This is a genomic window from Burkholderia sp. PvR073 (assembly GCF_054055695.1).
In genome coordinates, this window is record NZ_JBSRXO010000001.1 from 253,299 (window position 1) to 277,228 (window position 23,930).

Annotated in this window: 24 protein-coding genes; 7 read left to right on the plus strand and 17 right to left on the minus strand. The window is 59.9% G+C overall.

Going from position 1 to position 23,930, the window contains the following annotated elements; translation table 11 throughout:
- Window positions 1-192: 192 nt before the first annotated feature.
- A complete protein-coding gene (locus ACVK00_RS01065) occupies window positions 193-1,209 on the minus strand; it encodes an NADP-dependent oxidoreductase (RefSeq protein ID WP_354123128.1) in 1,017 nt (338 codons plus the stop codon).
- Window positions 1,210-1,400: 191 nt separating this feature from the next.
- On the opposite strand from ACVK00_RS01065, the gene ACVK00_RS01070 reads away from it, so the two are divergent.
- The gene (locus ACVK00_RS01070) at window positions 1,401-1,655 is read left to right on the plus strand and encodes a hypothetical protein (RefSeq protein WP_354123129.1); all 255 of its coding nucleotides are present in this window, start codon (window positions 1,401-1,403) and stop codon (window positions 1,653-1,655) included.
- A gap of 28 nt (window positions 1,656-1,683) precedes the next feature.
- On the opposite strand, the gene ACVK00_RS01075 is transcribed toward ACVK00_RS01070, so the two are convergent.
- The 15 genes from ACVK00_RS01075 to ACVK00_RS01145 all read right to left on the minus strand — a co-directional run bounded on the left by ACVK00_RS01075 (window position 1,684) and on the right by ACVK00_RS01145 (window position 15,582).
- Window positions 1,684-2,619, minus strand: coding sequence for an electron transfer flavoprotein subunit alpha/FixB family protein (locus tag ACVK00_RS01075; protein ID WP_354123130.1), 936 nt, complete (start codon window positions 2,617-2,619; stop codon window positions 1,684-1,686).
- A 16-nt stretch (window positions 2,620-2,635) separates the two neighbouring features.
- On the minus strand, window positions 2,636-3,385 hold the full coding sequence (locus ACVK00_RS01080; RefSeq protein WP_354123131.1) for an electron transfer flavoprotein subunit beta/FixA family protein: 750 nt from the start codon (window positions 3,383-3,385) through the stop codon (window positions 2,636-2,638).
- Between the two features lie 319 nt (window positions 3,386-3,704).
- Window positions 3,705-4,727 carry an FAD-binding oxidoreductase gene (locus tag ACVK00_RS01085; protein WP_354123132.1) on the minus strand — a complete coding sequence of 341 codons (1,023 nt, stop codon included), beginning with the start codon at window positions 4,725-4,727 and terminating at the stop codon, window positions 3,705-3,707.
- Between the two features lie 4 nt (window positions 4,728-4,731).
- Window positions 4,732-5,769 (minus strand): 4-hydroxy-2-oxovalerate aldolase, encoded by a 1,038-nt coding sequence (dmpG, locus tag ACVK00_RS01090; RefSeq protein ID WP_354123133.1) that lies wholly within the window; start codon window positions 5,767-5,769, stop codon window positions 4,732-4,734.
- Window positions 5,770-5,782: 13 nt separating this feature from the next.
- The gene (locus ACVK00_RS01095) at window positions 5,783-6,733 is read right to left on the minus strand and encodes an acetaldehyde dehydrogenase (acetylating) (protein WP_354123134.1); all 951 of its coding nucleotides are present in this window, start codon (window positions 6,731-6,733) and stop codon (window positions 5,783-5,785) included.
- A gap of 22 nt (window positions 6,734-6,755) precedes the next feature.
- Window positions 6,756-8,630: a feruloyl-CoA synthase gene (locus tag ACVK00_RS01100; protein ID WP_354123135.1), complete on the minus strand. Its 1,875-nt coding sequence runs from the start codon at window positions 8,628-8,630 to the stop codon at window positions 6,756-6,758.
- A 4-nt stretch (window positions 8,631-8,634) separates the two neighbouring features.
- A complete protein-coding gene (locus ACVK00_RS01105; RefSeq protein ID WP_354123136.1) occupies window positions 8,635-9,414 on the minus strand; it encodes a 2-keto-4-pentenoate hydratase in 780 nt (259 codons plus the stop codon).
- 36 nt (window positions 9,415-9,450) lie between these two features.
- Entirely contained in the window at window positions 9,451-10,449 is a 999-nt protein-coding gene (locus ACVK00_RS01110) for an NAD(P)H-dependent flavin oxidoreductase (RefSeq protein WP_354123301.1), read from the minus strand.
- Between the two features lie 23 nt (window positions 10,450-10,472).
- Window positions 10,473-11,282, minus strand: a complete 810-nt coding sequence (gene hcaB, locus ACVK00_RS01115; RefSeq protein ID WP_354123137.1) for a 3-(cis-5,6-dihydroxycyclohexa-1,3-dien-1-yl)propanoate dehydrogenase — start codon at window positions 11,280-11,282, stop codon at window positions 10,473-10,475.
- Between the two features lie 2 nt (window positions 11,283-11,284).
- A complete protein-coding gene (locus tag ACVK00_RS01120; RefSeq protein ID WP_354123138.1) occupies window positions 11,285-11,836 on the minus strand; it encodes a 3-phenylpropionate/cinnamic acid dioxygenase subunit beta in 552 nt (183 codons plus the stop codon).
- Window positions 11,833-13,236, minus strand: a complete 1,404-nt coding sequence (locus ACVK00_RS01125) for an aromatic ring-hydroxylating dioxygenase subunit alpha (protein ID WP_354123139.1) — start codon at window positions 13,234-13,236, stop codon at window positions 11,833-11,835. The genes ACVK00_RS01120 and ACVK00_RS01125 overlap by 4 nt, the downstream gene beginning before the upstream one ends.
- Window positions 13,237-13,247: 11 nt before the next feature.
- Entirely contained in the window at window positions 13,248-13,592 is a 345-nt protein-coding gene (locus ACVK00_RS01130) for a non-heme iron oxygenase ferredoxin subunit (RefSeq protein ID WP_059564688.1), read from the minus strand.
- Window positions 13,593-13,611: 19 nt separating this feature from the next.
- Window positions 13,612-14,451 (minus strand): DODA-type extradiol aromatic ring-opening family dioxygenase, encoded by an 840-nt coding sequence (locus tag ACVK00_RS01135; protein ID WP_175737760.1) that lies wholly within the window; start codon window positions 14,449-14,451, stop codon window positions 13,612-13,614.
- A gap of 7 nt (window positions 14,452-14,458) precedes the next feature.
- Window positions 14,459-14,755, minus strand: coding sequence for a hypothetical protein (locus ACVK00_RS01140; RefSeq protein ID WP_354123140.1), 297 nt, complete (start codon window positions 14,753-14,755; stop codon window positions 14,459-14,461).
- Window positions 14,752-15,582, minus strand: a complete 831-nt coding sequence (locus ACVK00_RS01145; protein WP_354123141.1) for an alpha/beta fold hydrolase — start codon at window positions 15,580-15,582, stop codon at window positions 14,752-14,754. Before ACVK00_RS01145 ends, ACVK00_RS01140 begins: the two co-directional genes overlap by 4 nt.
- A gap of 212 nt (window positions 15,583-15,794) precedes the next feature.
- Between ACVK00_RS01145 and ACVK00_RS01150 the strand changes: the two genes are divergently transcribed.
- Window positions 15,795-16,376: a TetR/AcrR family transcriptional regulator gene (locus ACVK00_RS01150; protein WP_354123142.1), complete on the plus strand. Its 582-nt coding sequence runs from the start codon at window positions 15,795-15,797 to the stop codon at window positions 16,374-16,376.
- 119 nt (window positions 16,377-16,495) lie between these two features.
- Here the strand turns inward: ACVK00_RS01150 and ACVK00_RS01155 are convergent, their stop codons facing one another.
- Complete coding sequence (locus ACVK00_RS01155; RefSeq protein ID WP_208450243.1) at window positions 16,496-17,449, minus strand: helix-turn-helix domain-containing protein; 954 nt, start codon at window positions 17,447-17,449, stop codon at window positions 16,496-16,498.
- A 210-nt stretch (window positions 17,450-17,659) separates the two neighbouring features.
- On the opposite strand from ACVK00_RS01155, the gene ACVK00_RS01160 reads away from it, so the two are divergent.
- Genes ACVK00_RS01160 through ACVK00_RS01180 form a run of 5 tightly spaced genes read left to right on the plus strand, consistent with a single transcriptional unit; the run spans window position 17,660 to window position 23,793 of the window.
- Window positions 17,660-18,784 carry a saccharopine dehydrogenase family protein gene (locus ACVK00_RS01160; protein WP_175737752.1) on the plus strand — a complete coding sequence of 375 codons (1,125 nt, stop codon included), beginning with the start codon at window positions 17,660-17,662 and terminating at the stop codon, window positions 18,782-18,784.
- On the plus strand, window positions 18,781-20,004 hold the full coding sequence (locus ACVK00_RS01165; protein WP_354123143.1) for a thiolase family protein: 1,224 nt from the start codon (window positions 18,781-18,783) through the stop codon (window positions 20,002-20,004). Before ACVK00_RS01160 ends, ACVK00_RS01165 begins: the two co-directional genes overlap by 4 nt.
- Window positions 20,005-20,033: 29 nt before the next feature.
- Window positions 20,034-20,864: an enoyl-CoA hydratase/isomerase family protein gene (locus tag ACVK00_RS01170; RefSeq protein WP_175752546.1), complete on the plus strand. Its 831-nt coding sequence runs from the start codon at window positions 20,034-20,036 to the stop codon at window positions 20,862-20,864.
- 39 nt (window positions 20,865-20,903) lie between these two features.
- The gene (locus ACVK00_RS01175; RefSeq protein ID WP_354123144.1) at window positions 20,904-22,208 is read left to right on the plus strand and encodes an acyl-CoA dehydrogenase family protein; all 1,305 of its coding nucleotides are present in this window, start codon (window positions 20,904-20,906) and stop codon (window positions 22,206-22,208) included.
- Window positions 22,209-22,221: 13 nt separating this feature from the next.
- Window positions 22,222-23,793, plus strand: coding sequence for an AMP-binding protein (locus ACVK00_RS01180; RefSeq protein WP_354123145.1), 1,572 nt, complete (start codon window positions 22,222-22,224; stop codon window positions 23,791-23,793).
- Window positions 23,794-23,930 lie beyond the last annotated feature (137 nt).

Here is a 23,930-nt window from a genome sequence, read left to right on the forward strand (position 1 = left end):
TCCCTTCAGTCTGAAAGTTGGATTGAGTTGTTTCGATCGAAAATTGCGAGAGGCGTTGCCCTGTACAAGCCGCAACGGTGGCAAGACAACCGATCGGTGCACCAGGAGCGAACCGCGTGAAGCCGGTGGTCGACAAAGCACCGATCTCGGCGCCAGCCCATTTTCATATGTCTGAGAACGGTAATGGAAATCCTATCGGGACGCCACGCGGATCATTACCTTGCCTTCATTAGCACCGCTGAAAAACAGCTTTAGAGATTCAGCAGCGTACTCGATCCCGTCCACCAAGTGCGCACGATGCTTAAGCTTGCCCTGGGTAAACAAATCGAGAAGCACTTCGTCGAACTCGGCGTAACGATGTTCGAATTGCGAAACGACGAATCCTTCCATCCGCGCTTGTTTGATGAGCATGAGTGGAAGATTCTTGATTCCGTATGCTTCGCTCTCGGTAGCCAGGTCATACTGCGAGATTGCGCCGCAGACCACAATGCGGCAACCAACAGCCATATTTTCCAAGACAGCGTCAAGCGTCGCCCCCCCGACGTTGTCGAAGAAAAGATCAATGCCGTCGGGACACTCGCGACGAAGCGCTGCATCGAGTGGCTCAGACTTGTAGTCAATCGCACCATCGAGTCCGAACTCGTCGAGCAACCTGCGGCACTTAGCCTCACCGCCGGCAATGCCGATCACGCGGGCGCCAAATGCCTTGGCTATCTGCGCCGCCAGGGATCCCGTCGCCCCCGCTGCACCCGACACCACCACAGTGTCCGACGGACTGAGCGCGCCCACTTCGAGAAGGCCCACCGCGGCCGCACGCCCGATGTGCGAAAAGATTGAAAGGTGCGTTTCCAACGGAACGCCTGGTGGCAGCTCGATTTTCTCAAGCGCGTCGGAACGGACAACCGAGAATTCTTCCCATCCCCATAGTCCCTGCACGAGGTCTCCTCGGCAGAAGCGCCCCGACCCCGACTGAACGACCTCACCCACGGCCATGCCAACCATCACGCTGCCTACTCCGAGTGCCGAATGGGAAGATGCAGGATCGAGCCTGAGCCAATTGCGACTACTCGGGTCCAGGCTCAGCAATAGCGTGCGCACGAGGACCTCTCCATCCGCCTGCCTCGGCCTCTCTCGCTCCTCAAGCTTCAGACAGCTAGGGTCATAGGCGCCTCGCGCCGGCTTGTGGACAATCCACGACTTTTGCTTCATACGTTCTCCATGCACCGCTCGATGCCGCGATCGCTATTCCGAAATTCTCAACAAATAGGCGAACAAGGACGCCGCCTTATCGCGGTTTAATGGGTATGTCCGACTGGAGACCGCAGACATTCATCGTCGGTCCGGAGGCACCGCGTCGCGTCCTCGTTCACCCTCGATCGCCTCACATCGCCCGATGCTTCGTGCAACAGGCCAAGGCCGCGATTTTCGGCAGCCCGTTTAGCCGCGCGTATGGCATCGTGAAAATTACTTTCGGCTGCAACGCGAACTCGATCAACGCTCACGACCCATTGACCGAACGCATAGCGCCACCGAACTCTGCGCTCTTCGAGAAGCACGCAAAACCAGCGCCAAATCGAAGCGTCCTCCGCATTGGCCGCGGCAGCCGCGTCAAGGCGGGCCTGCTGCATCGTATCCATCGTTCTCTTCCGCCTTAGATAGTGCCGATGGCGATTTCGACGAACCTCAGTTGATACGCTCGCTCAGTTCGGGCACGGCAACAAACAGGTCGCCGACGAGCCCGTAGTCGGCCACGCTGAAGATCGGCGCTTCCGGATCCTTGTTGATCGCGACGATCACCTTCGAATCCTTCATGCCGGCCAGATGCTGGATCGCACCCGAGATGCCGACCGCGATGTACAGCTGCGGCGCGACGATCTTGCCGGTCTGGCCGACCTGGTAGTCGTTCGGCACATAGCCGGCGTCGACTGCCGCGCGCGATGCGCCCAGTGCTGCGCTCAGCTTGTCCGCCAGCGGCTCCAGCACCTTCGTATAGTTCTCGCCGCTGCCCAGACCGCGGCCGCCCGACACGATGATGCTTGCGCTCGTCAGTTCCGGACGGTCCAGCTTCGTCACTTCACGGCTCACGAACTGCGACTTGCCTGCATCGGCCGCTGCTTCGATCTTGTCGACCGATGCGCTGCCGCCTTCCGCTGCCACCGGATCGAAACCCGTCGCACGCACCGTGATGACCTTGATCGGGTCGCTCGACTGCACCGTTGCGATCGCGTTGCCCGCGTAGATCGGTCGCTCGAACGTGTCGGCCGAATCGACCGCCGTGATGTCCGAGATCTGCGCGACGTCCAGCTTCGCGGCGATACGCGGTGCGATGTTCTTGCCGTAGGCCGTCGCCAGCGCGAGGATGTGCGAGTAGTCCTTCGCGATGTTCAGCGCGGTCGCCTCGACGTTTTCCGCGAGGCCTTCGGCCAGTTGCGGCGCGTCGGCCAGCAGCACCTTCGACACGCCTGCGATCTTCGCTGCTGCGTCAGCAGCCGCTTGCGCATTGTGGCCCGCGACCAGCACGTGAATGTCGCCGCCGATCTTCGCTGCCGCCGCCACCGTGTTCAGCGTCGCGGCCTTGATCGACGCGTTGTCGTGTTCTGCAATCACCAGAATCGTCATTTCTTTCCGCTCCCTCTTACAGCACCTTGGCTTCGGTCTTCAGCTTCTCGACCAGCGTCTTCACGTCCGGCACCTTCACGCCGGCCGCTCGCTTCGGCGGCTCGGCCAGCTTCAGCGTCTTCAAACGCGGTGCCACATCCACGCCGAGGTCCTCGGGTTTAATCGTTTCCAGCGGCTTCTTCTTCGCCTTCATGATGTTCGGCAGCGTCACGTAGCGCGGCTCGTTCAGGCGCAGGTCGGTCGTGACGACCGCCGGCAGTTGAAGCGACAGCGTTTCCGCGCCGCCGTCGACTTCGCGTGCGACCGTTGCCTTGCCGTCGGCAATCGTGACCTTCGATGCGAACGTCGCTTGCGGCAAGTTGGCCAGCGCAGCCAGCATCTGGCCCGTCTGGTTCGAATCGTCGTCGATCGCCTGCTTGCCGAGGATCACGAGTTGCGGCTGTTCCTTGTCGACCAGCGCCTTCAGGATCTTCGCCACCGCCAGCGGCTCGACGCTGTCGTTCGACTCGACGAGGATCGCGCGATCCGCGCCGATCGCCAGCGCCGTGCGCAGCGTTTCCTGCGCTTGCGTCACACCGACAGACACCGCGATCACTTCGGTCGCCACACCCGCTTCCTTCAGGCGCACCGCTTCTTCAACGGCGATTTCGTCGAAAGGGTTCATCGACATCTTCACGTTCGCAATGTCGACGCCCGTGCCGTCCGACTTGACCCGGACCTTGACGTTGTAGTCGACCACGCGTTTCACTGGAACCAACAATTTCATCTCAATCACCGTTCATTGAAAAATGCAAAACCCTCCGAGGGCTCGGAATTTCTTGGTAAGCGAGGGGAACATCCAGCTGCTCCTCAACCTGGCGGCGTTCGGATGCCACCGTTCCTTCAGCGCTCTGCCTCAACACGAAGACCGATACCGCGTCGCCTGGATTTTTTGCTTGCTCTCGGAGTGACTGCGCGGCGGCGGCCGCCTGTTCGACAAACGCATCGTTCCCATCATGCCTTTCATCTGTCGTTCCCAGTTTCCTACCGGGCCGAGGTCATGGCATGCGCACCGGCGTATTCGTGCACACCTGTGCGGTCGAAAGTCATACCGTTTCGTCGGTCTTCACCGGCTCCGGTCTAGTGACGAACGCATCGCTGAAGAAATTTCCCGCGGGAAGTCCGTTCGCTTGAGTGAAGGTGTACCGCGCTGCGTCGACCATCAGCGGGTTGCCACACGCGTAAACTTCATGCTGCGAAAGATTCGGGAAATCCGCAGACACGGCCTCATGCACGAAGCCTTTGCGTCCGGTCCAACCGGGCTCGTCGCCCGACAGAACCGGAACGAAGCGGAACCCGGGATGGGCCTGCTCCCACGCGCATACCTCGTCGTATGCGTAGAGATCGCCAAGACGCACGCCTCCCCAATAGAGCACCGCGCCACGTTGCTGGATGACCGTCTCATGCGCCTTCAGCATCGCCGCAATCGGCGCGTAACCCGTTCCCGAGGCCAGGAAGATAACGGGCGCAGACGAATCTCGTAGCATGAACGTGCCAAATGGTCCCTCGATTCGCAGCATGTCACGCGGCTTCAGCGAGCGGTAGACGTGGTTCGAGAAGCGCCCGCTTGGCACTGCGCGGACATGCCACTCGATCGTTCCGCTCCCGTCGGGCGCGTTCGCCATTGAGTAGCTGCGCCGCGTCCCATCCCGCAAGACCACTTCCACATACTGCCCCGGTTGAAAAGCGAAACCCGCTTCCGTTGGCACTGCCAGCTGCACGCGGGCCACGTCCTCGCTCACGCGCTGGACTTCCAGCACCCGCGCGCCGGTCTGCAAAACACGCTGCCCCGGAGTGGACGCGACCTCCTGGGCCTCGATCGTGACATCCGTCGTGCAGCGAGCCTGACAGGTCAGGACGTAACCGTCGCGCACGCCTTCCGGCTCGAATCCGCTCGGATAGCGCGCGTCGCCGGACAGGACGCGCGCCTCGCACGCGTTACATTGGCCACGCCGACAGCTATGACGCGGAAAGTATCCGGCCGCCAGCGCGGCATCGAGCAGGCTGCCCTCGGGGGAACACGGAATTTCGACACCCGCCGGCTCGATTCTCAGCTTGAATGCAGTCATGGCACTATCCGGTTACTCGTTCGGCCTCTTTTTCCTTGAGCAGATCAAGCGCAACGTCCACGATCATGTCCTCCTGGCCACCGACCATACGACGGCGGCCAAGTTCAACGAGGATGTCGACGGTCTTGAGTCCGTACTTTTTTGCGGCAACTTCGGTGTGGCGCAGGAAGCTCGAATAAACACCGGCGTAACCGAGCGCGAGCGTTTCGCGGTCGACTCGCACCGGCCGATCTTGCAGCGGGCGGACGATATCGTCTGCAGCGTCCATCAGCTTGTAGAGATCACAGCCATGGTTCCATTCGAGTCGAGCGGCCGCCGCGATAAATACTTCGAGTGGGGCGTTGCCGGCCCCCGCCCCCATCCCTGCAAGACTCGCATCAATGCGATCACATCCTTCCTCTACCGCGACGATGCTGTTCGCGACCCCAAGGCTCAGGTTGTGGTGCGCATGAATGCCGGTCTGCGTCCGGGGATCAAGCACGTCTTTGAATGCGCGGAAGCGCTCGCGGACGTCGTTCATGCCAAGGGCACCGCCCGAATCCACGACGTAGCAGCACGTCGCTCCATAGCTTTCCATGAGCTTTGCCTGCTGAGCCAGATGCTGCGGCGTCGTCATATGGCTCATCATCAAAAATCCCACCGCTTCCATCCCAAGCTTGCGCGCATGCTCGATATGCTGTCGCGAGACATCGGCTTCGGTGCAGTGGGTCGCGACACGTACGATGCGTGCGCCGGCATCGTAGGCATTGCGCAAGTCGTGAATCGTGCCGATGCCAGGCAAAAGTAGCGTCGCGACCTTGGCATGCTTGACCGTCCCCGCCACTGCCGCGATCCATTCGAGGTCGGTGTGTGCGCCGAAGCCATAGTTGAAACTCGATCCTTGCAAACCATCGCCATGAGCGACCTCGATCGAGTCGACTTTCGCCTCGTCGAGCGCCTTGGCAATGGCGACGGCCTGTTCCACGCTGTATTGGTGACGAATCGCATGCGAACCATCGCGTAGCGTCACGTCGGAAATGTAGAGCTTCTTGTCAGATGTCATGCCGTCTCTCCCTTCAGGCAGTGGTACGGGCGACCATTTCGGCGGCCATGCGTTCAGCACAGGCCATCGCCGCGGAGGTCATGATGTCGAGGTTGCCGGCATAAGACGGCAGATAATGCGCGGCCCCCTCCACTTCGAGGAATACCGAGATCTTCAACCCGCTCATCCGCGCGCCAACCCCGGGGATATTCAACGGTTGAGTGGCGTCGATGCGGTCGAATTGGACTGTCTGCTTGAGGCGATAGCCAGGTACGTAACGGTTGACGGCAGCCACCATTTCCTCTATCGACTGCGCCACGGCATCCTCGTCGGCCGGCTCTGACAAGCAATACACCGTATCGCGCATCATCAGTGGCGGCTCTGCGGGATTCAGGATAATGATCGCCTTTCCCTTCGTCGCTCCACCGATCTGCTCAATCGCCTTTGAGGTTGTTTCGGTAAATTCATCGATGTTCGCGCGCGTACCCGGGCCTGCCGATTTGCTCGAGATCGATGCGACGATTTCGCCGTAGTGCACTTTCGCGACACGAGAGACGGCAGCGACCATCGGAATCGTCGCCTGTCCGCCGCACGTGACCATGTTGACGTTTAGCGCATCGACATGCTCATCGAGGTTCACGACAGGTACGCAATACGGACCAATCGCTGCCGGCGTCAAGTCGATCATTCGGACGCCAGGCTTGAGCCCACGTAAGAACGCGTCGTTCTTCACATGCGCGGCGGCGCTTGTCGCATCGAATACGATATCGATTTCGTCAAACACCGGCAGACGGGTGAGCCCTTCGACGCCCTCGTATGTCGTGGCTACGCCCAAGCGCGAAGCACGTGCGAGCCCGTCAGATGCACGGTCGATGCCGACCATCGCCCCCATCTCGAGATGCTCGCCATGTCGCATGATCTTGATCATCAAATCGGTGCCGATATTTCCGGATCCGATGATCGCGGCCTTCAGTTTCTTTGCCATTGCTCGTCCTTCGCTAGTGCGTTCAATGAGTGTTGGTGGCGGGAAAGATGACCGAGGCGCCCCCGCCGAATAATCGCTCGACCTCGTGCGCGCGCAACGTCAACACTCTCCGTTGATTGATGTATCCCTTGTCCGTAATCTCGCCCGTCTCTGGGTTCGGCGGACAGCCGATGATGATTGCGCGTGCGACTCGGCTAGCAGAGCCATGACCTTCGTTGAGCGAGTAGAGCGCGGTTGCAATCCTTCTTCGGACCTCTGCATTGGCCGCCAATTGCTCGCCCGTCATCGCACGCGCGTCGTCTCCGACCAGCGTGTGCAACGCCGGTGACGGAAAAACGAGCAGGCCAACTTCATCGCGATCATGTCCAGCCACAACAACGTCCTGCGCGTACGGCATCAGGGCGGCAACGGCACGTAGGCGCAACGTGCCGACCGATACCCAGCTCCCCGTGGTCAGCTTGAAATCTTCCGAGATGCGTCCATCAAACAGAACGCCAGCGTTCGGATCTGCGGGATTGGCCAAGCGCCCTGCATCTCCTATCAAATAAAATCCTTCCTCATCGAATGCCTTGTCTGTCAGCTCCCGCGCATGGAGGTACCCGCGGAAGACGTGTTGGCCGCGCACTCGCATTTCGAACTTGTCACCGTTCGGTACGAACTTGATTTCTGCGCCCGGAACCGGCACACCGAGATTGCCGGGCTCGGGATAATGGAAGTGGAGGCTGGTGATAACCGGTGAAGTTTCCGTCGAGCCCCACGCCGAACTGAACAGTGGCAGCGCATCACAATGGCGTTCAGCGGCCAATTTCAGGCGATCCCATAGCGGCTTTGGCAACGCAGCGCCAGCGAAAAAGATCGCCCGCATATTCTTGAAGAAATGCCGTGCAAACGTCTCGTTTTGCTCGAGATGGGGCAGCAACATATCGAATCCGCGCGGCACGTTGAAATAGAGCGTCGGCGACAGTTCGATTAAATTACACACCGATTTTTCGATCGACCCAGGCACGGGCCGCCCCTCATCGATATAGAGGGAGCCGCCATTGCGCAGGATCATGTTGAAGTTGTGGTTGCCGCCAAACGTATGGCTCCAAGGCAGCCAATCCACGACGATCGGTGCGGCGGAGTCAACAAACGGCCAAACCTGAGCGATTGCCTCCTGGTTTGCACAAAGCATGCCGTGCGTATTGATTACGGCTTTCGGGACGCCAGTCGAGCCCGACGTCAGCAGGTATTTCGCGTGCGTATCCGGCGTGACGCGTGCGTGAGCCTCCATGACGGCTGCCGTTTCCCGCATCTTGCGCAGGCTGCCGAGATCGATCCCGCCGTCCGGTACATTCCGCGAATACACGAGCGGGCATTGCCTGCCGCTAGCCTGCATTGCCTTGCCATAAACGTCTCCGTCGTCGGCATACATCAGACCCGGATCCAGCACGTTCAGGAGTGCTTTCAATTTGTTGAAATCGTGCGCCGCCCTCGAATAGGCTGCCGATATGAACGACACCGGCAAGCCGATATGCATCGCGGCCAGCGCCACAAGCGCAGCATCTATGCTGTTATCCGATAGAACGACAATGGGCCTCCCCGATGCCGGGCCGATATCGAGCAGGCCTTGGGCGATCGCGCCCACCTCTACACGCACTTGCGCATACGTCAAACGGCGCCAACCCGCACCGTCGTCAGTACGCTCTGCCAGGAAGACCTGTCCAGGCGTGGTACGGCTCCAGTATTCAAGCCAGCTGCCGATGCACCGAGCGTGCGGCCTCGGCGGCATGCGCGAACGCAGAATGAAGCTGCCGTCCGGAGCGTCAATGCGTTCGATATCGGGCGTTGCCAAGGCAAGCCCCGCTGACGCCTGTTTCCAGCCAAGCCCGTCGAGTACATCACGCGCCGAGTTCATCACGTCACTCCAGCGCGCAGCTCACGCGGCCCAGGCCGCTGATCTCAACGTCGACGCGATCGCCCCTCGTCACCGGCACCATCGGCCCGAGCGCGCCCGACATCACGACGTCACCGGCGCGCAGGGGTTGGCCGAGTTCAGCCATCTTTTTGGCAAGCCAGTACGTCGCGCTCAGCGGATTTCCGAGGCAAGCCACCCCTGCCCCGACGGAGACAGTCGTCCCGTTCTTCCTGAAGTCCATCCCGCATCCCGCTAGCGCGAGGTCGCCTATACGGCGCGGCTCGAGGCCGAGAACGTAGAGCCCGCACGACGCATTGTCAGCGACGGTATCGACAAGCGTGATCTTCCAATCGTCGATCGCACTGTCGACAACCTCGATCGCCGGCAACGCGTATTCCAAACCGATGAGAAAATGCCCCCAGCTCAAGTCCGGGGCATCTAGATCGCGCCCCACGACGAACGCGATCTCCCCTTCGGCCTTTGGCTGAATCAGCTTTTGTGCCGGCAGTTCGGCACCGCTCAAATACTCCATGTCCGCGAACAGTACGCCGTAGTCGGGCTGATCGACCCCAAGCTGCTGTTGCACGGCTTTCGACGTCAAGCCAATCTTTTTTCCACAGACTCGTGCGCCCGCCGCGAGGGCGCGGCTGACGTTGACCTCGGCGATCGCGTAGGCATCCTGCACCGTGTGAATGTCGAAGGTCTCCGACACGCGAGCGATAGTCTTCCGTTCGGAGCGCGCCTGCCACAATGCTTCGGCCGCTCCCTCAATGCCTGGTTTCATGTCTCTCTCCTCCTAATATTGACGGACCGACGCGCGTCACGCGGATGCCTCTCGCCAGCGGCCCAACAGTGCACCGCTCTGTTCCCGTTCAGTTGTCAGCATTTCGAGGTATTCGCATTCGAGCTGCCTCACCAACTCGGCGACACTGCTCAAGCGCTCGATTGCGCCTAGCCCTTGTCCCGCCGACCACACGTCCTTCCACGCCTTTTTCCCGGCACTGATGTCGCCCGAAAAATCGATCCGTTTGCCTTCACTATTCAGAGACGCATCGATGCCGGCCGCATGCAGCGTGGGTTTGAGCCAATTGGCAAGAACACCCGACACGGCTTTCGACTCAACTAAATCCTCAATCCGGCTACTCACCACCAGATCGCGATATTCGGCCGACGCCATGCTTTCGCGAGTCGCAATGAAGCGTGTGCCGGCCACGACGAAGTCGGCACCGATCAATTGGGCGGCGCGGATATCGCGTCCGCTCGTAATGCATCCAGCGAGCCCAAGTGGTCCGCTCCAGAATTGACGGACCTCGGCGACGAACGCGAAAGGGTTGTAATAACCTGTGTGCCCCCCTGCGCCATGGGTAACAAGAATCAGCGCATCGACACCTGCATCGACAGCCTTGCGCGCCAGCGTGGGTGTAACAACATCCGCCATTACGATGCCGCCGTAGCTATGCACATGCTCGCGCACGCGCGCAGGGCTGCCGAGCGCGGTGGAAACGATGCGTGGCCGATATTTCATGACCAGTGCCAGCTCACGCTCGAAGCGATCGTAGGTGCTATGCACGATCATATTGAGCGCCCAAGGGGAAGCGCCCGGCATATCGCGCAAAGCCGATGTCACCTGCGCGAGCCATACCTCCAGGAGATCGACATTGCGAGCATTCGGGGCGGGGAAGCTACCGACAATGCCGGCTGTTGCACAGGCGATCGCTAGCTCCGGTCCGGAAACCAGAAACATTGGCGCCGCCATTAACGGCAGCCGACCGGCAGGGAACAGCTCGTCGAGGCAGCCCCGGTTTGTCGCACCGTCCATCTTCGTCACGCCTCCCATATCCATCATGCTTTGCGCGGGGGACGCCCGCGCACCTCCCACCCGCCATCGCTTTGAATGATGTTCGCCGTCGTCGCGCATGAATTGGTGCGCGAGGCGAGCAGCACGTAATGTCCCGTGTGGTCTTCCGGTTGGGCCATAAAGCCGAGCGGTACGGCCTCCGCCACGGCATCCGAGAATCCAGGGATCTCGGATAGCCGCGCGTCATGCTTGCCTAGTGCCTCCGGGCCTTTGAGCGGGGTCGCAGTGCCGCCCGGGGCCACGCCGTTCACGCGAACGTCCGGCGCGAGTTCATAGGCGAGTTGCCGAATCATCCCGACGCAAGCGTGCTTCGAAGCCACATAGACGGGACCGCCACCACCCGCATAAAAACTCGAGTTGGAGAGCGTAAAGATCATGCTGCCCCTCGTCTCACGCAACACTGGCGCCGCTGCGTGCGCGGCAAGCAAATACCCCATCACGTTGACCTCGAACACTTCGCGGAAAGTGACGGCGAGCTGCTCTCCGTCGGCAAACTTCCGCAGCGATGCGAAGTAGTCCCAAACGCCCGCATTGCCAACCAACGTATCGAGTTTGCCGAATGCGCTCAGCGTCGCAGCGACAGCCTCTTCGTTGGCCGTGGCGGATCGAACGTCACCAACAGTCACCGCGACGCGGTTGCCGAACTCCTGACGCAAGGCATCCGCGCCTTGAGCACTCCGCACCAACGCCCCGACGCCCTTCGCGCCCTCCTGGAGGAAACGCCGCAGCACGGCGAGCCCGATCCCGGAATTGGCGCCCGTAATCAGCGCTACATCGTTGTCTAGCCAACCCATGGTCAAAGGAACGTATTGAGGTTCTTGGACATCAGCAGCGATTGCGTGATGACGATCTTGCGGCTCGCGATCTTGAAGCTGCCGTCGACTTCGCGGAGTAGATCCTCGCGTCTGCCGAGTAGTAGGTCGTTGTCCGCCTCGCCGCGGCTGCGGTAATTGACAAAGACGGAATGGACGACATATTCGCCAGGGCGAGAACCGGGCAACGCCTCCACATTGCTGATCGCATGCACATGCCGGGTTGGCGGATCCTCCGCCCATGCCGACGGTTGCTTGAACCTGGCAATGCGGCGCGCCAGATCGAAGTGGTTGTCATCGAAGTAAGCGGCACGACCCGGGGCATACGCGCCGAGTTTGTCTGCGCGCCTGCGGTTCTCGATGGCAGGCATCCAATAATGGATATCCTCCGTCATGAGCGAGAGCCAGTCGTCCCATGCCTCCGTATCGAGCAGCCGTGCCTCACGGAAGAGGAACTGCTCGATGCGATGGGCAACCTCCCGATCCACCGTGCCATCCGCCGGGCCGGCTGATACGAGCGTAGGTACCGCACTCATGCGACCTCCTTTGCTGCCTGCCCGTGGACAAATGCATTCTCATCAAGCCTCGCCGAGTCGCGCTTCGGCACGTCACTCCACGAGCGGGCCTGCATCAGATCGAGCCAGCGCCGATAGAACGCGCGGTGGTTGGCCTCGTTGACCTGATTCCGGTAAACATTGCCGGGCAAGTCACTGTCCTCGAGACGGCTGCCGCGACCAAGCCCCATGTACAAGTCCTGTTGCCGCGTGACGAAACCCGCATTGGTACGCGTCGAAAACTCGAAATTTTCGCCGTCGTCCATCTCGAACACACCCGTCGGCGAGAACGTCATCATCGTCCCCTTAAGCCACTTGTCCTTGATCTCCTGCGGCGCGCTCTTGTTGACGATGGTCCACGTGTGCAGTTCGATCTTGCCCGGTCCTCGCGGATGCCAAACGCGGAAAGTGTTCTGCCCCGGCAGGAACGACAGGTTCGGAAAGACGCTGACAGACGAAATCGAACCGATCATCTTGGAGCGAAACTCGCCAAGTCGCTCTGCAACTTTCGGTTGAATGCCATACAGATATTTGCGAATGTCCTTTTCGCCCAACGTAGCCGCATTGCCGATGATGTCGAGATTGAACTCCCAGCCGTGGCCGTTGAAGTTCACATGGTACGAGTCGGGATCCTTATAAACTTCCGCGACCGGTCCGCCAAGCATTGCGCGTGCCGCCGAGTCGTGCGTCCAGAGCGCGTGGTAGATATCGCCGATGAAGTTTTCCGTCGGAATCTTCCAATTGCAGTTGATCACCGACTTGACGCAGCCGCCGACAAACTCGGTGCCCTCCTCGTCCATATCGAGGATCACATCGAGGTAGTACCGGAAATCGCCAAGGTATTCGTTCAACGAGGGCGCATCCGGATCCATATTGCCGAATACCAGGCCCTTGTAGGTTGCGACCTGAGCGACGGGATGCAGGCCGTGCTCGGCACGATTCATTCCACTTTCGTCGAACAATTCCTGGCCGGCCATGCCGCGCAGCGCACCGTCGATGCCGAAAGCCCAGCCGTGATAGTTGCAGACGAAACTGCGTGCGTTACCGGCGTCCGTGAAGTTCAGCTTGTTGCCACGATGCGGACAGGTGTTGAGGAACGCCTTGACGGATCCGTCCTTCTGGCGAACGACGATGACGTTGTCTTCGGCCATATAGGTCGTCAGATAATCGCCGGCCTTGGGAATCTGTGACTCATGCGCGAGAAACAGCCAACTCCGGGCAAAGATCTTCTCGAGTTCCTGCTCGTAGATGCGCTGATCCCAATAGACCCTGCGCGACAGACGCCCGGCGTCGAGATCGATCAGCCGGTCGAGGCCGGCAAGCGGCTCGCTAGCCGGATCCTTGCGCAGCCGCTCGCAGCTTCCAATGCACTCGTGTGTCATTTCTTCGCTCCTCAGATTGCCGACGCCGCCGCGTCCGCTTCCTGTTCAAGGTCGGCGTAAATATCGTCGCCTTCCTCGATCACCTTGTAAGTCCGCAGATCCACCGTGCATGGGAACGCCATCGCTTGCCCGGTCGGAATATGAAATTGCCCATCGTGGAGCGGGCAGGCAATCAGATCGCCGTCTACAATTTCGCCTTCCGAAAGCGAAGCGGTCGCATGCGTGCACATATCGGACGTCGCATAGAAAACACCGTCGACGTTGTAGACCGCAAGCGGGCAGCTCGACTGCTCGACCTTGCACACCTGTCCTGGTTGCAGCTGGTCTCGTTTGATCAAGAAAATCTTGTTGCTCATCTCAGGAGTCCTTCTCGCTTCACTGCGGATGCAGCTGTACGAAACCCAGCCCGGTCACCCACTCCGGCACTGCCTCGTAGGCAATCGTTTCTCCGCGGGCGCCTTCGAGCGCTCCCATGGCGCAGGCCCAATTGCGGATTTCCATTCCACCCTCACCGCCGTGCTTGAGGATGTACTCGTCCGACAACGCGCATAGCGCATTGAGATCGCCTGCCTCGGCGTACCCGATGATTTCGCGATCGAACACGGCGTTCACTCGCCCCATTTGGGCAGAGCCTACCCAGTGACTTATTCCACCGCTGCCGATTACGACGACGCGCTCATCGATTGGGAAGGCCTCCACGGCGCGCCTAATCTGTTCGCCCAGTTCCGCCGATCGCCGTAATGTGATGTACGGATCGACGCCGCACGCCAGATAGACCGGAATGGTTTTGACATCGGCGCCCATCATGCGCAACGGATCAACGACAAGCTGCTGAGGAATCGCCACCGAATGGTCGACCGTGAACGCGCGCGCCACCGCCCAATCGAATCCGTTTTCACGTCCGTACGTAGCGATATGTGTCGCCAGCGCCTCGTTATTGCTGAACGCAGCGCGCTTGAGTCCGGGTAGCTGATCGATGGGGCCGTCGACGTCTCCGGTCGCTATCAGGTAGCTCGGCAGACACTGCGGACCGAACAAGATGTAGTGATCGCAGCCGATGATGATTACAGTGGTCGGCTCCAGCTCTTGCAGGCGCTTCGAGCACGCCGCATAGGCCTGCCAGACCGCATCGCGCTGCTGCTTCGCCGGCGCCTCCGGCGCCACATACATGACGGGATCATGCGGAACCAGAAACGCTCCTACGATTTTTCCCATAGTTGATCTACCCCTTCAGTGCCGCTGCAAACACCGCTTCCCCATCCTTCACATCACGCAGACGCGACAGATAGGCCCTCATGTCGCGATTCGGCGAGAGCTCCTGCCAAAAACCCATGGTCAACATGCTGTTCACGCCGTATCGCTGAAGGCCTTTCACGTCGAACGACAAGATCATCGCGCGCTCGGCATCAGTCAGCGGCAAGCGCTCGAGGAACTGCTCCGCGCCCTCTTTGAACCGCTGTTTGGCGCCGCGATCGATACACAGCTGATGCAGCACACGCTCCACGCTGTTGCGGCTCATGATGGCTGTCCAACGAAATCCGTGACGAGCCGGAGGAAATCGTCTCGGCGCTCCGTTTGCACCCAGTGGCCGCACTTGGCGAACTGGTGCAGATCGGCGTTGGGAATGTGCTGAGCGAGTAGCGCACCGCAAGCAGGCGGCACGACTCTGTCCTCGCGCCCGTGCAGCACGAGCGTCGGCGCTTCGATGCCGGCAACGGCGGACGCGGGAAATCCCTTGACGATCGTCGGCCCATCGCTATTCGGCCTCGGAATCAGCTTACGCAAGGCGTCTTGCGCACCAGGACGAGCGCTGGCCTCATAACGCGTCCGGACCATCTCTTCGGTGATGATCGTCTGGTCGTAAGGGAACAAACGCATCGTCTGCTCCATGTTCTCGAGCGACGGCTCATACGTCCATGCCGACCGCAGGCCGGGGGTCTGTTCGAATTCGCCTGCAGGAGTGCCAAGCAACACCAGCCGGTCAACGCGTTGCTTGTCGAAGAGGGCGAGACCAATAGCCAATGCGCCGCCGAACGAATTACCCACGAAAGAGGCCTTCTCGATCGCGAGTGCGTCCATGATGCCCGTGAGATGCCGCACCCAAAGCTTGATGTCGTACTTGCTTCCTTCCTTGAACTCGGTGAAGCCGAAACCGGCAATGTCCGGCACGATCACATGGAAATGTTCGCCGAGCTCGTTCATCACGCCCTTCCAGTTCGTCCAGCCGGACACCCCGGGACCGGAGCCGTGCAGCAAGAACAGCGGTTTGCCCCGCCCGAGCTCGTGATAGTTCGTCCGATGATCCGCCGCCACTAGCGTCTTGCCGACGCCCGTCAACTCGCCCATTCTTTGCTCTCCTCGTCCGTTCCATACACATACGTATGTGTATGGAACGGATCGTAGAGCGTGGATTGCCGGTTGTCAATCCGATATGGCGTCTCGGGAACTAGCGTTAACGATGATTCCCTCATCAATACACTTATGTATTTTCTACTCAGGTAAAATGCCCTTTTTCGTTACCTGAAGCCCAGATGCCACGCTCTTCCCCCCCGCCTGCGATGGACTCATCGAGCAAACCCCAGCTCACCCCGGACGACTGGATTCGCGCAGCTGCGGATGTCCTGGTCGACAAGAGCGTGGATGCTGTTCGCGTTGAGGTTTTGTCGAAGAATCTCGGCGTCACACGAGGCAGCTTCTACTGGCACTTCAAGGATCGAGACGATCTCTTGAGTCACTTGCTGACCTGGTGGCGCGATACGGCAACGGAGCAAATCATCGATCGCTTTGAGAAGCGCAACGTCAAGGCGCGGCAACTGCTGCGCGATTTGCTCGCGCTGCCGTTTCACGGCGAAGCGGCGCAGGCTGCCGCAGCGACGGAGCTAGCGATCCGGGGCTGGGCAAGGCGAGACGAAATGGCACGCCGATTCGTGGATGAAGTGGATGGAAAACGGTTGTCGTATATTGCCCAATGCTTCAGTGCACTTGGCTTCGACATCGCCGAATCACGCAAGCGCGCGTTCGCGCTCTACAGTTACGAATTAGCCGAGTCGCTGCTATCCAATCAGGGGACCGGCAAACAAAAGGACGAGCGGCGCTTTTTCATGGAACAGATGCTGCTGAGCGACGTCGACGAAGACTAAGGTGCAACGGCTGCCGAACCACTTCGCTCGAAGGTCGGAAAGCACTGTGTCCCGAGAAGCAGCTGGACCTCGCCCGCTAACCGAGGCATCGGCACCGCACATTCTTCAAACGACGCGACTCAGCAATCGTCGCAAGTTGAAACGGGCGAACTCGCCCTCAGGGTTCTCGGGCTAACGCCAAATGCTTGCTTGAACGTGCGGCTAAAGTGAGCCGCGTCGTTAAATCCCCACCGATAGGCAACATCGGTCACGGTCTTTGTTCCAGCGGCGGCACAAAGCTCGCGGTAACAGACCTTTAACCGTCTGTCGCGAATCCATCGGCCAACCGTCGTACCCGTACCCGCGAAAGCGATGTGAAGCGTGCGCACCGAAATCCGATGCGCCGTTGCAATTGACGCAGCGCACAACTCCGGGTCATCCAGGTTGTCCTCTATGTACTGTCGAATGGAATTTAGCAGCGACGCCTTTGGCGACGGGTGATCGGCGTCGACCGTGAGAGACGCGTCGAGCAAATCGAAGAACGACTGGCACGCAAGCGCCAGGGCACCGTCGGACAGTCGATCCAATTCCTGGGAGATGGCGCGAAGTTGCTCTGCCGCTATAGCCGGAAGTCCAGAACCGGGGGCCGCAGGCACTGCGCCGCGCAGATTCGCTGCCGTCCTCGCGACCACCGACGGAACTCGCTCACGGGGCACGAGCAAGTAAACCTCCCGATGCGCCTCCTCGACGTCAAAGTCGAACCCCAATTCGCTATCCCAAATCAACAGGTGATTGGGCGGCAACACGACTTCACGTCTACCTTCGTACCGACATTTCAATTGGCCGCTGAGGTTCATCAGTACACCCAGCATCGGCGCTTGGTTGACTGCCAGGCGTTGCCCTGCGAGTGGGCCGCTTTTCAATTCCCCGATTGTTAGCCGATCCAGTTTCCGGTATCGCACCGATGCGTCAAAACCTCGCGGCTCTGGAATCGATAACGCCCATGTCACATGCAGATCGGAAAGCTTGCTGGCGAACGCATCCTGCACAAGCCTTTGAGGCAACCCGTGGGTCGACCAAGTGACAGCTGCCATGGGGTCCCTCTCCATCGTGAAATTACCAGTAAGACAATTTCCGATCCTGTGGACAAGACGGCACGGCGTCAAGCGCGTGGAAACCCCGACCCAGGCACGTGCTGCACAAATCGACAAGTCGCATGCGCTCATGTGCAAGCGCGCGATGTCCGCCCCCTCGTACATTCAGTCATCACCAACAGTAACCAAACTATTAAATAGGAGGAGACGATGAGCGAATTGCGTCCTGTCGTCATCTATGGCGCCAGTGGTTATACCGGACGGCTGGTGGCTGAGTACCTGCGTGAGTACAGCATTCCCTTTGTCGCCGCGGGGCGGAACAAGGCCAAGCTCAAGGAAGTCATGGATTCCGTCCCCGGGATCGAGACTGCCGACTACGAGATTGCCGAAGTCGACGGCTCCGTCGAATCGCTGGTAGCGCTTTTCAAAGGCCGAAAAGTCGTCTGCAATATGGTCGGCCCCTTCCTGCGATATGGCCCCGCTGTCCTCGAGGCGTCGCTTCGTGCCGGTTGCCACTATCTCGATACCGCCGGCGAACAGCAACACCATCTTCAACTGCTGGACCACTGGGGTCCGAAATTTGCCGCGGCCGGACTGGTTGTCTCCACTGCGGTTTCGATGCAGTACGCAGTGCACGACATCGCTGCCCGCATCGTGTTGGAAACACCTGGAATCGACACCCTCGAGCTCGGCGAATACGTCAACGCCATCCCGACGGTTGGGTCGAGCCAATCGATGTTCGACGTGATTCGTACCGACTCGTACTATCTGCAAGACAACGTCCTGAAGAAGTACGACGGAATCGTGCAGCAGGACATGGTCGTACCGGGCACTGCGTACGTCGTGCCCGGTCTTCAGTGGGGCGGCACCGCATTGCCGGTCTTCTTCCGCGACGATCGACGGGTACGCAACTGTCGCATGTTCGTCGCGATGCGCAACGACAAGGGCGACATTCCTCAACGCGTTCGAGCTGCGGAGCGCATGTTCAAGGTCATGTTCCAGTGGCTACCCGAGGAAAAATTGCACCCCGTGCTGGATCGTGTTGCGGCCAGCATGACGCCGAACACCCCTCCCCGAGAAAACCGGCAGGTACATCGCTCTATTGACTGGTGTATCGGTCGGGGCAACAACGTCACGGCGCGCACCGTCATTCACGGCACCTCCGGCTATCAGATCACCGGCTTGTTGCAAGCCTACGCGGCAATGCGATTGATCGGCAATACCTTCAGCGGAGTCGGCTTCCGCTCCCCGGCGCAACTGCTGGGACATCGCGAGCTCATGGGGGCGTTGGAAGCCTACGGCCTGGCTCGCGTGACCGAGGAGACAGTGGCATGACCCCCATGCCCGTTTGGATCGCCGGCGTCGGCATGACCGAATTCGGTGTCAGGCCGGACGTCTCGGTCAAGGAACTGACGCGGGCCGCGGTCGTCGACGCGCTCGCCGATGCCGGCGCCGATCCTACCGCCATCGAAGCCGCGTATTTCGGCAATACCTGCCAAGACGTCCTGGAAGGTCAAGTCGTAGTGGCCGGTCAGATGGCGCTTCGGTCGATGGGCTTCGAACGTATCCCGATCGTCAATGTCGAGAACGCGTGTGCAACGGGGGCCACGGCATTACATCAAGCCATCATGCATGTGCGCTCTGGAGCCGCCGACATTGTTCTGGCCGTTGGTGCCGAAAAGCTCAGTATCGGCGACAAGACGAAAGCACTCGGCGTCTTTGACGGCGGTGTCGACGTCAATGATCGGCAAGGCGTCCGTGCCGTGCTCGAGGAACTCGGTGGTGCGCTTCCGGAAGACGGGAAGCCTCATAGCCTGTTTATGGACGTCTATGCGGCGCTCGCGAGAGCGCATATGAACGCGTTCGGTACGACTCGGGAACAACTGGCTCTGATCGCCTCGAAGAACCACGAGCATGCCGTACACAACCCGCTCGCGCACTTCCGCGCCGAGATGTCCGTAGAGGAAATCCTTGCTGCACGCCCGGTGTCGGGCCCGCTCACCGTTCCAATGTGTGCACCGCTAACGGACGGAGCCTCGGCAGTCGTCGTCTGCAACGCAGCCGGTTTGAAACGTCTCGACGGTAGTCGGCCAATTCGCATCCTGGCGGCCGTTCTGCAAAGCGGGACCGTGCGTCCGTTATCCGCATGGGACTGTTCCGTCACCCGCCTGGCCGCGCAAGCCGCCTATGAACAAGCGGGCGTCGGTCCACAGGACATTTCCGTAGCGGAAGTCCACGACGCATCGTCCTTCGGTGAACTCCTGCAATCGGAATTGCTTGGATTTTGTGAGATCGGTTCCGGTGGCCGGTTCGCGGAGTCCGGCGCGTCCAGGCTGGGCGGCCGCATGCCCATCAACCCATCCGGCGGCCTTGAGTCCAAGGGACATCCCATGGGTGCGTCGGGCCTCGCGCAGATTTACGAGCTCGTGCAGCAGCTTCGCGGCAATTGTGGAGCGCGTCAGGTCGCCGGCGCCCGCATTGCCCTTGCAGAAAACGGCGGCGGACTCTACGCCGGTGAAGAGGCCGCCGCCGCAATCACCATTCTCGGCTCCTGAGTCGTCCGCATCCAATCCCGGAGGAGACTATGACCTACCAGACACTTAACACTCGGCGCGACGGCCGGACTCTCTTCGTCGACTTCAACAATCCCCCGTTGAATCTCATCAACGCTCAGACGATCGGCGAGTTGTTCGATCTCGCAGGATCGCTGGCTTTTGACCGTGAGACCGCAGTCGTCGTCTTCGGCAGTGCCAACCCCGAATTCTTCGTCGCTCACTTCGATCTGAACGATCTGCTTCGACTGTCGAACGATCCGAGTGCACCGCGCAGTCGCTATGACGACATCAACGTGATGCAGGCGCTCGCAACAGCATGGCAGATCCTGCCTCAAGTGACCATTGGCGTGGTTGACGGAATTTGCCGTGGCGCTGGCCTGGAATTTATTCTCGCGCTGGACATGCGGTTCAGCACGCCAACAAGCAAATTCTGCTTGCCCGAGGCCAGCGGCGGAATCCTGCCGGCCGGCGGCGGTACTACCCGGCTTGCGATGCTGATCGGTCCCGCTCGCGCTCGCGAGGTGATTTTGTCGTCTCGCGATTTCACGGGTGACGAAGCCGCAGCCTACGGCTTTGTGAATCGCTCGCTCCCGCGCGACGACCTGAACGCCTATGTGAATACGCTCGCCCATGATGTCGCAAAGCGCCCTGCCGGCTCGGTCGCCGCAGTGGACGAAGTCATCAAGAGCGTCTTTGGATCCGCCGTCGATGCTCAGTTTGCAGGTTTTGCGAGCGAAAACGCGGCATTCATGAAACTCGTCGATATTCCCGCCGTTCGCGAGAGCCTTGAAAGAATGGCTCAAATGCAGGATGTCGAGCACGAACGCGATCTCCCGGCGCACCTCGCCGCCGCGAAGTAGCAGAAACCACCGTAAAGAAACGAAACGGAGACGCCGAAAATGAGTCAGCAGACGGAACGCAATACACCGGCTTCAGTGCGGCCCGGACTCCCGTATGTAGAACTAACGGGATTTGAAGTGCTCAGCGACGAAGAAAGAACCGTCCAGCACGCGATGCACAGATTTGCACGTGACGTGATGCGCCCGGCGGCGATCGCAATCGACAAGCTCAGTGCCGAGGAAGCGATTGCGCCCGGCTCGCCATACTGGGAATTCATCAAGACGGCCGCCGCATCGGGGATCAGTTTCGACACCGACGCCGGGGACGTTCCGCCCGAGACGCTAGCCCGGCTTCAGGCTATCGTCATCGAGGAATTTGGTTGGGGTGACGTAGGGCTTACGGTGTCGCTAGCCGCGGCAGCATTCCCCAACATGATGGCCAAGCGAGCCGCCAACCACGAACTGATCGAGTTGACGGCGAACAAACTAGGGTGTTGGATCGCCACTCAGCCGGATCGCGGCTCGGACGGGACAATGCTCTATCCGGGGGAGCGGCACCCTCTCGCGCCGCAAGGCAACAAGGGCAACCTCACGGCGAAGGTCACCGGCGGTGACATTGTCATCAACGGGCAAAGCTCCGCGTGGGTTTCCAATGGCTCGGTCGCGCAAGTTGCGATTTTGACGATCGTTGCCGATTACGGCAAAGGGTTCTTCGATGAGGACGGTCACCCACACGGTATCGAAGTCATTGTGCCGTTGGACCTCCCGGGGGTAAGCCGAGGCAAGCCGCTCGAAAAGCTGGGACAACGGGCTTTGCCCCAAGGCGAAATTTACTTTGACAACGTCAAGGTGCCCTTGCGCTATGCGGTGTCGTCCGGGGACGAATATTGGCGCGGTCACGCAAGCACCTGGTCTACAGCCGGCGTTGGCATGGGTCAGATGGCAACGGGCATGGCCCGGGCAGCATTCGAGCTTGCGCTCGAGTACGTCCACGAGCGGCGCCAGGGCGGTGCGCTTCTCGCCGACCATCAAATGGTCCAGTACCGGCTCGGTGCGATGGCTCGAAAGGTGGAAACCATGCGTGCCGTGGCTCGTCGCGCCACCGAGTACACGCTGCTTTCGCCGGCCAAGCATCCGTACTTCACGGGCGGGTCCAAAGTCACCTGCACCGACCTCGCCTTCGAGGTAGTCGATGAAGCCTTGCAACTCTTCGGCGCATACGGTCTGACCCGCGAGTACCCGCTCGAAAAGCTCTTCCGCGACGCGCGGGCCGCGCGGATCGAGGACGGCGAAAATCATCTTCTCAACATGAAATTCGGATACCTGAACTCGCTGCTTTATCGCGGCAATCGAATCGGGTTTTGAGACAGGAACTTGTATGGCTATTACTGATTTCTTCGATCGCGGATGGCGGACGGCGCCGGATAAGATTGCCTTTATCGCGGATGATCGCAATTTCACTTACAAGGAGATTGGCGAGCTGTCCTGTCGTGTCGGCAACGCTCTGCTGAGCCGCGGTCTCGAGCGCGAAGCAAAGGGCGCGGTACTGGCGAGCAATGACCCCACGGCGTGGGGGTGCGTGCTTGGAATGTGGCGTGCAGGGATGGCTTGGGTCCCGGTCAATCCAGCCAATCCGCCGGAGGAGATCCAGCGTCTGCTGGACGGATTCGACTGCGAAGTGCTGTTCTGCCACGAGCAGTTCCTCCCGCTGGTCGAAGGAATCCGTCCAGGCCTTACAAAGTTGCATACCGTGATCTCGTTGGGTCAAAGTCCCGAAGCGGCATCAACAGCAGGCGCAATTACGCTTTCTTCTCTCACGGAAGGTGCATCCGATTCAGTTCCGGGCCACATCCCCGAGCAGGACTCCTTGGCCGGCGTCATGCCGACCGGTGGAACAACAGGTGCACCCAAAGGGGCAATGAACACCCACCGAAGTTTGTCGGTGAGCGCGTTGCATCAGATGTTCGCAGCCCCCTACTCGTCCGACGAGCCGATCGTGAATCTTGTCGCGGCGCCGATGACACATGCCGCTGGCACGCTCACCCTGCCGTGCACCGCACGCGCGGGTACGATCGTGGTGATGAACCGAATGGACCTGCATCTCCTGGTGGACCTGATCGAGAAGCATCGTGTCACGGAGTTGTATCTCCCGCCCACGGTCATCTATCGCCTGTTGGAGATGCCCGGAATCGAGAAGCGAGATTTCTCGTCGTTGAAGTACTTCATCTATGGCGCGGCACCCATGTCGACGGAGAAGTTGCGTCGTGCCATTGAAGTATTTGGTCCCGTGATGTTTCAAGGATATGGCCAAGCCGAAGCACCTTCGGCAATTGCGTTCATGCGCCCGGAAGAACACTTCCGTGACGGAAAAATCGCCGAAGATGCGCGCTTGTCGGCCGCCGGACGCCCCGCACCGTTTGTGCGAGTGGAAGTGCTCGACGAGAGCGGCAAGATCCTTCCCGTTGGCGAAACCGGTGAGATCTGCGTGCGCGGCGACTTGTTGATGGCGGGCTATTACAAGGCACCCGACAAAACCGCCGAGACGATCATCGATGGCTGGCTACACACCGGCGACGTCGGCTATCTGGACTCCGAGGGCTTTCTTCATATTACCGACCGCAAGAAGGACATGATCATCAGCGGGGGATTCAATGTCTACCCGAGCGAGGTCGAACAAGTCATTTGGACGCACCCGGCGGTTCAAGACTGCGCCGTTATCGGCATTCCCGACGCCGACTGGGGCGAGGCAGTCACAGCGGTGATCGAGCTCAATCAGGGAGCCGAAGCAACCGCGGACGAAATCATTGCATATTGCCGCCCAAAGTTGGGGGGAATCAAAACGCCGAAGAAGGTCGTCTTTATCGACGCACTTCCTCGCAGCCCGAACGGCAAGGTTCTGAAAAAAGACGTACGTGAGCCGTTCTGGCGGGATAAATCGCGAAGAATTTGACGAGACATCGGCTATTCAATAGTGCTTCTACGAAACTGATCCATCTGCAACCGGATATTTCAGTTTTTAATAATACGAATTAGCTCTTTGAATAGCCTACTCACCCATTGGTATCGGCGCTCATTAACACGACACCA

Excerpts from the sequence above, each read along its gene's own strand:
- ACVK00_RS01065 (WP_354123128.1), bottom strand. The coding sequence starts at position 1,209 with ATGAAGCAAAAGTCGTGGATTGTCCACAAGCCGGCGCGAGGCGCCTAT.
- ACVK00_RS01075 (WP_354123130.1), bottom strand. The coding sequence starts at position 2,619 with ATGACGATTCTGGTGATTGCAGAACACGACAACGCGTCGATCAAGGCC.
- ACVK00_RS01080 (WP_354123131.1), bottom strand. The coding sequence starts at position 3,385 with ATGAAATTGTTGGTTCCAGTGAAACGCGTGGTCGACTACAACGTCAAG.
- ACVK00_RS01085 (WP_354123132.1), bottom strand. The coding sequence starts at position 4,727 with ATGACTGCATTCAAGCTGAGAATCGAGCCGGCGGGTGTCGAAATTCCG.
- dmpG (WP_354123133.1), bottom strand. The coding sequence starts at position 5,769 with ATGACATCTGACAAGAAGCTCTACATTTCCGACGTGACGCTACGCGAT.
- ACVK00_RS01095 (WP_354123134.1), bottom strand. The coding sequence starts at position 6,733 with ATGGCAAAGAAACTGAAGGCCGCGATCATCGGATCCGGAAATATCGGC.
- ACVK00_RS01100 (WP_354123135.1), bottom strand. The coding sequence starts at position 8,630 with ATGAACTCGGCGCGTGATGTACTCGACGGGCTTGGCTGGAAACAGGCG.
- ACVK00_RS01105 (WP_354123136.1), bottom strand. The coding sequence starts at position 9,414 with ATGAAACCAGGCATTGAGGGAGCGGCCGAAGCATTGTGGCAGGCGCGC.
- ACVK00_RS01110 (WP_354123301.1), bottom strand. The coding sequence starts at position 10,449 with ATGGACGGTGCGACAAACCGGGGCTGCCTCGACGAGCTGTTCCCTGCC.
- hcaB (WP_354123137.1), bottom strand. The coding sequence starts at position 11,282 with ATGGGTTGGCTAGACAACGATGTAGCGCTGATTACGGGCGCCAATTCC.
- ACVK00_RS01120 (WP_354123138.1), bottom strand. The coding sequence starts at position 11,836 with ATGAGTGCGGTACCTACGCTCGTATCAGCCGGCCCGGCGGATGGCACG.
- ACVK00_RS01125 (WP_354123139.1), bottom strand. The coding sequence starts at position 13,236 with ATGACACACGAGTGCATTGGAAGCTGCGAGCGGCTGCGCAAGGATCCG.
- ACVK00_RS01130 (WP_059564688.1), bottom strand. The coding sequence starts at position 13,592 with ATGAGCAACAAGATTTTCTTGATCAAACGAGACCAGCTGCAACCAGGA.
- ACVK00_RS01135 (WP_175737760.1), bottom strand. The coding sequence starts at position 14,451 with ATGGGAAAAATCGTAGGAGCGTTTCTGGTTCCGCATGATCCCGTCATG.
- ACVK00_RS01140 (WP_354123140.1), bottom strand. The coding sequence starts at position 14,755 with ATGAGCCGCAACAGCGTGGAGCGTGTGCTGCATCAGCTGTGTATCGAT.
- ACVK00_RS01145 (WP_354123141.1), bottom strand. The coding sequence starts at position 15,582 with ATGGGCGAGTTGACGGGCGTCGGCAAGACGCTAGTGGCGGCGGATCAT.
- ACVK00_RS01150 (WP_354123142.1), top strand. The coding sequence starts at position 15,795 with ATGGACTCATCGAGCAAACCCCAGCTCACCCCGGACGACTGGATTCGC.
- ACVK00_RS01155 (WP_208450243.1), bottom strand. The coding sequence starts at position 17,449 with ATGGCAGCTGTCACTTGGTCGACCCACGGGTTGCCTCAAAGGCTTGTG.
- ACVK00_RS01160 (WP_175737752.1), top strand. The coding sequence starts at position 17,660 with ATGAGCGAATTGCGTCCTGTCGTCATCTATGGCGCCAGTGGTTATACC.
- ACVK00_RS01165 (WP_354123143.1), top strand. The coding sequence starts at position 18,781 with ATGACCCCCATGCCCGTTTGGATCGCCGGCGTCGGCATGACCGAATTC.
- ACVK00_RS01170 (WP_175752546.1), top strand. The coding sequence starts at position 20,034 with ATGACCTACCAGACACTTAACACTCGGCGCGACGGCCGGACTCTCTTC.
- ACVK00_RS01175 (WP_354123144.1), top strand. The coding sequence starts at position 20,904 with ATGAGTCAGCAGACGGAACGCAATACACCGGCTTCAGTGCGGCCCGGA.
- ACVK00_RS01180 (WP_354123145.1), top strand. The coding sequence starts at position 22,222 with ATGGCTATTACTGATTTCTTCGATCGCGGATGGCGGACGGCGCCGGAT.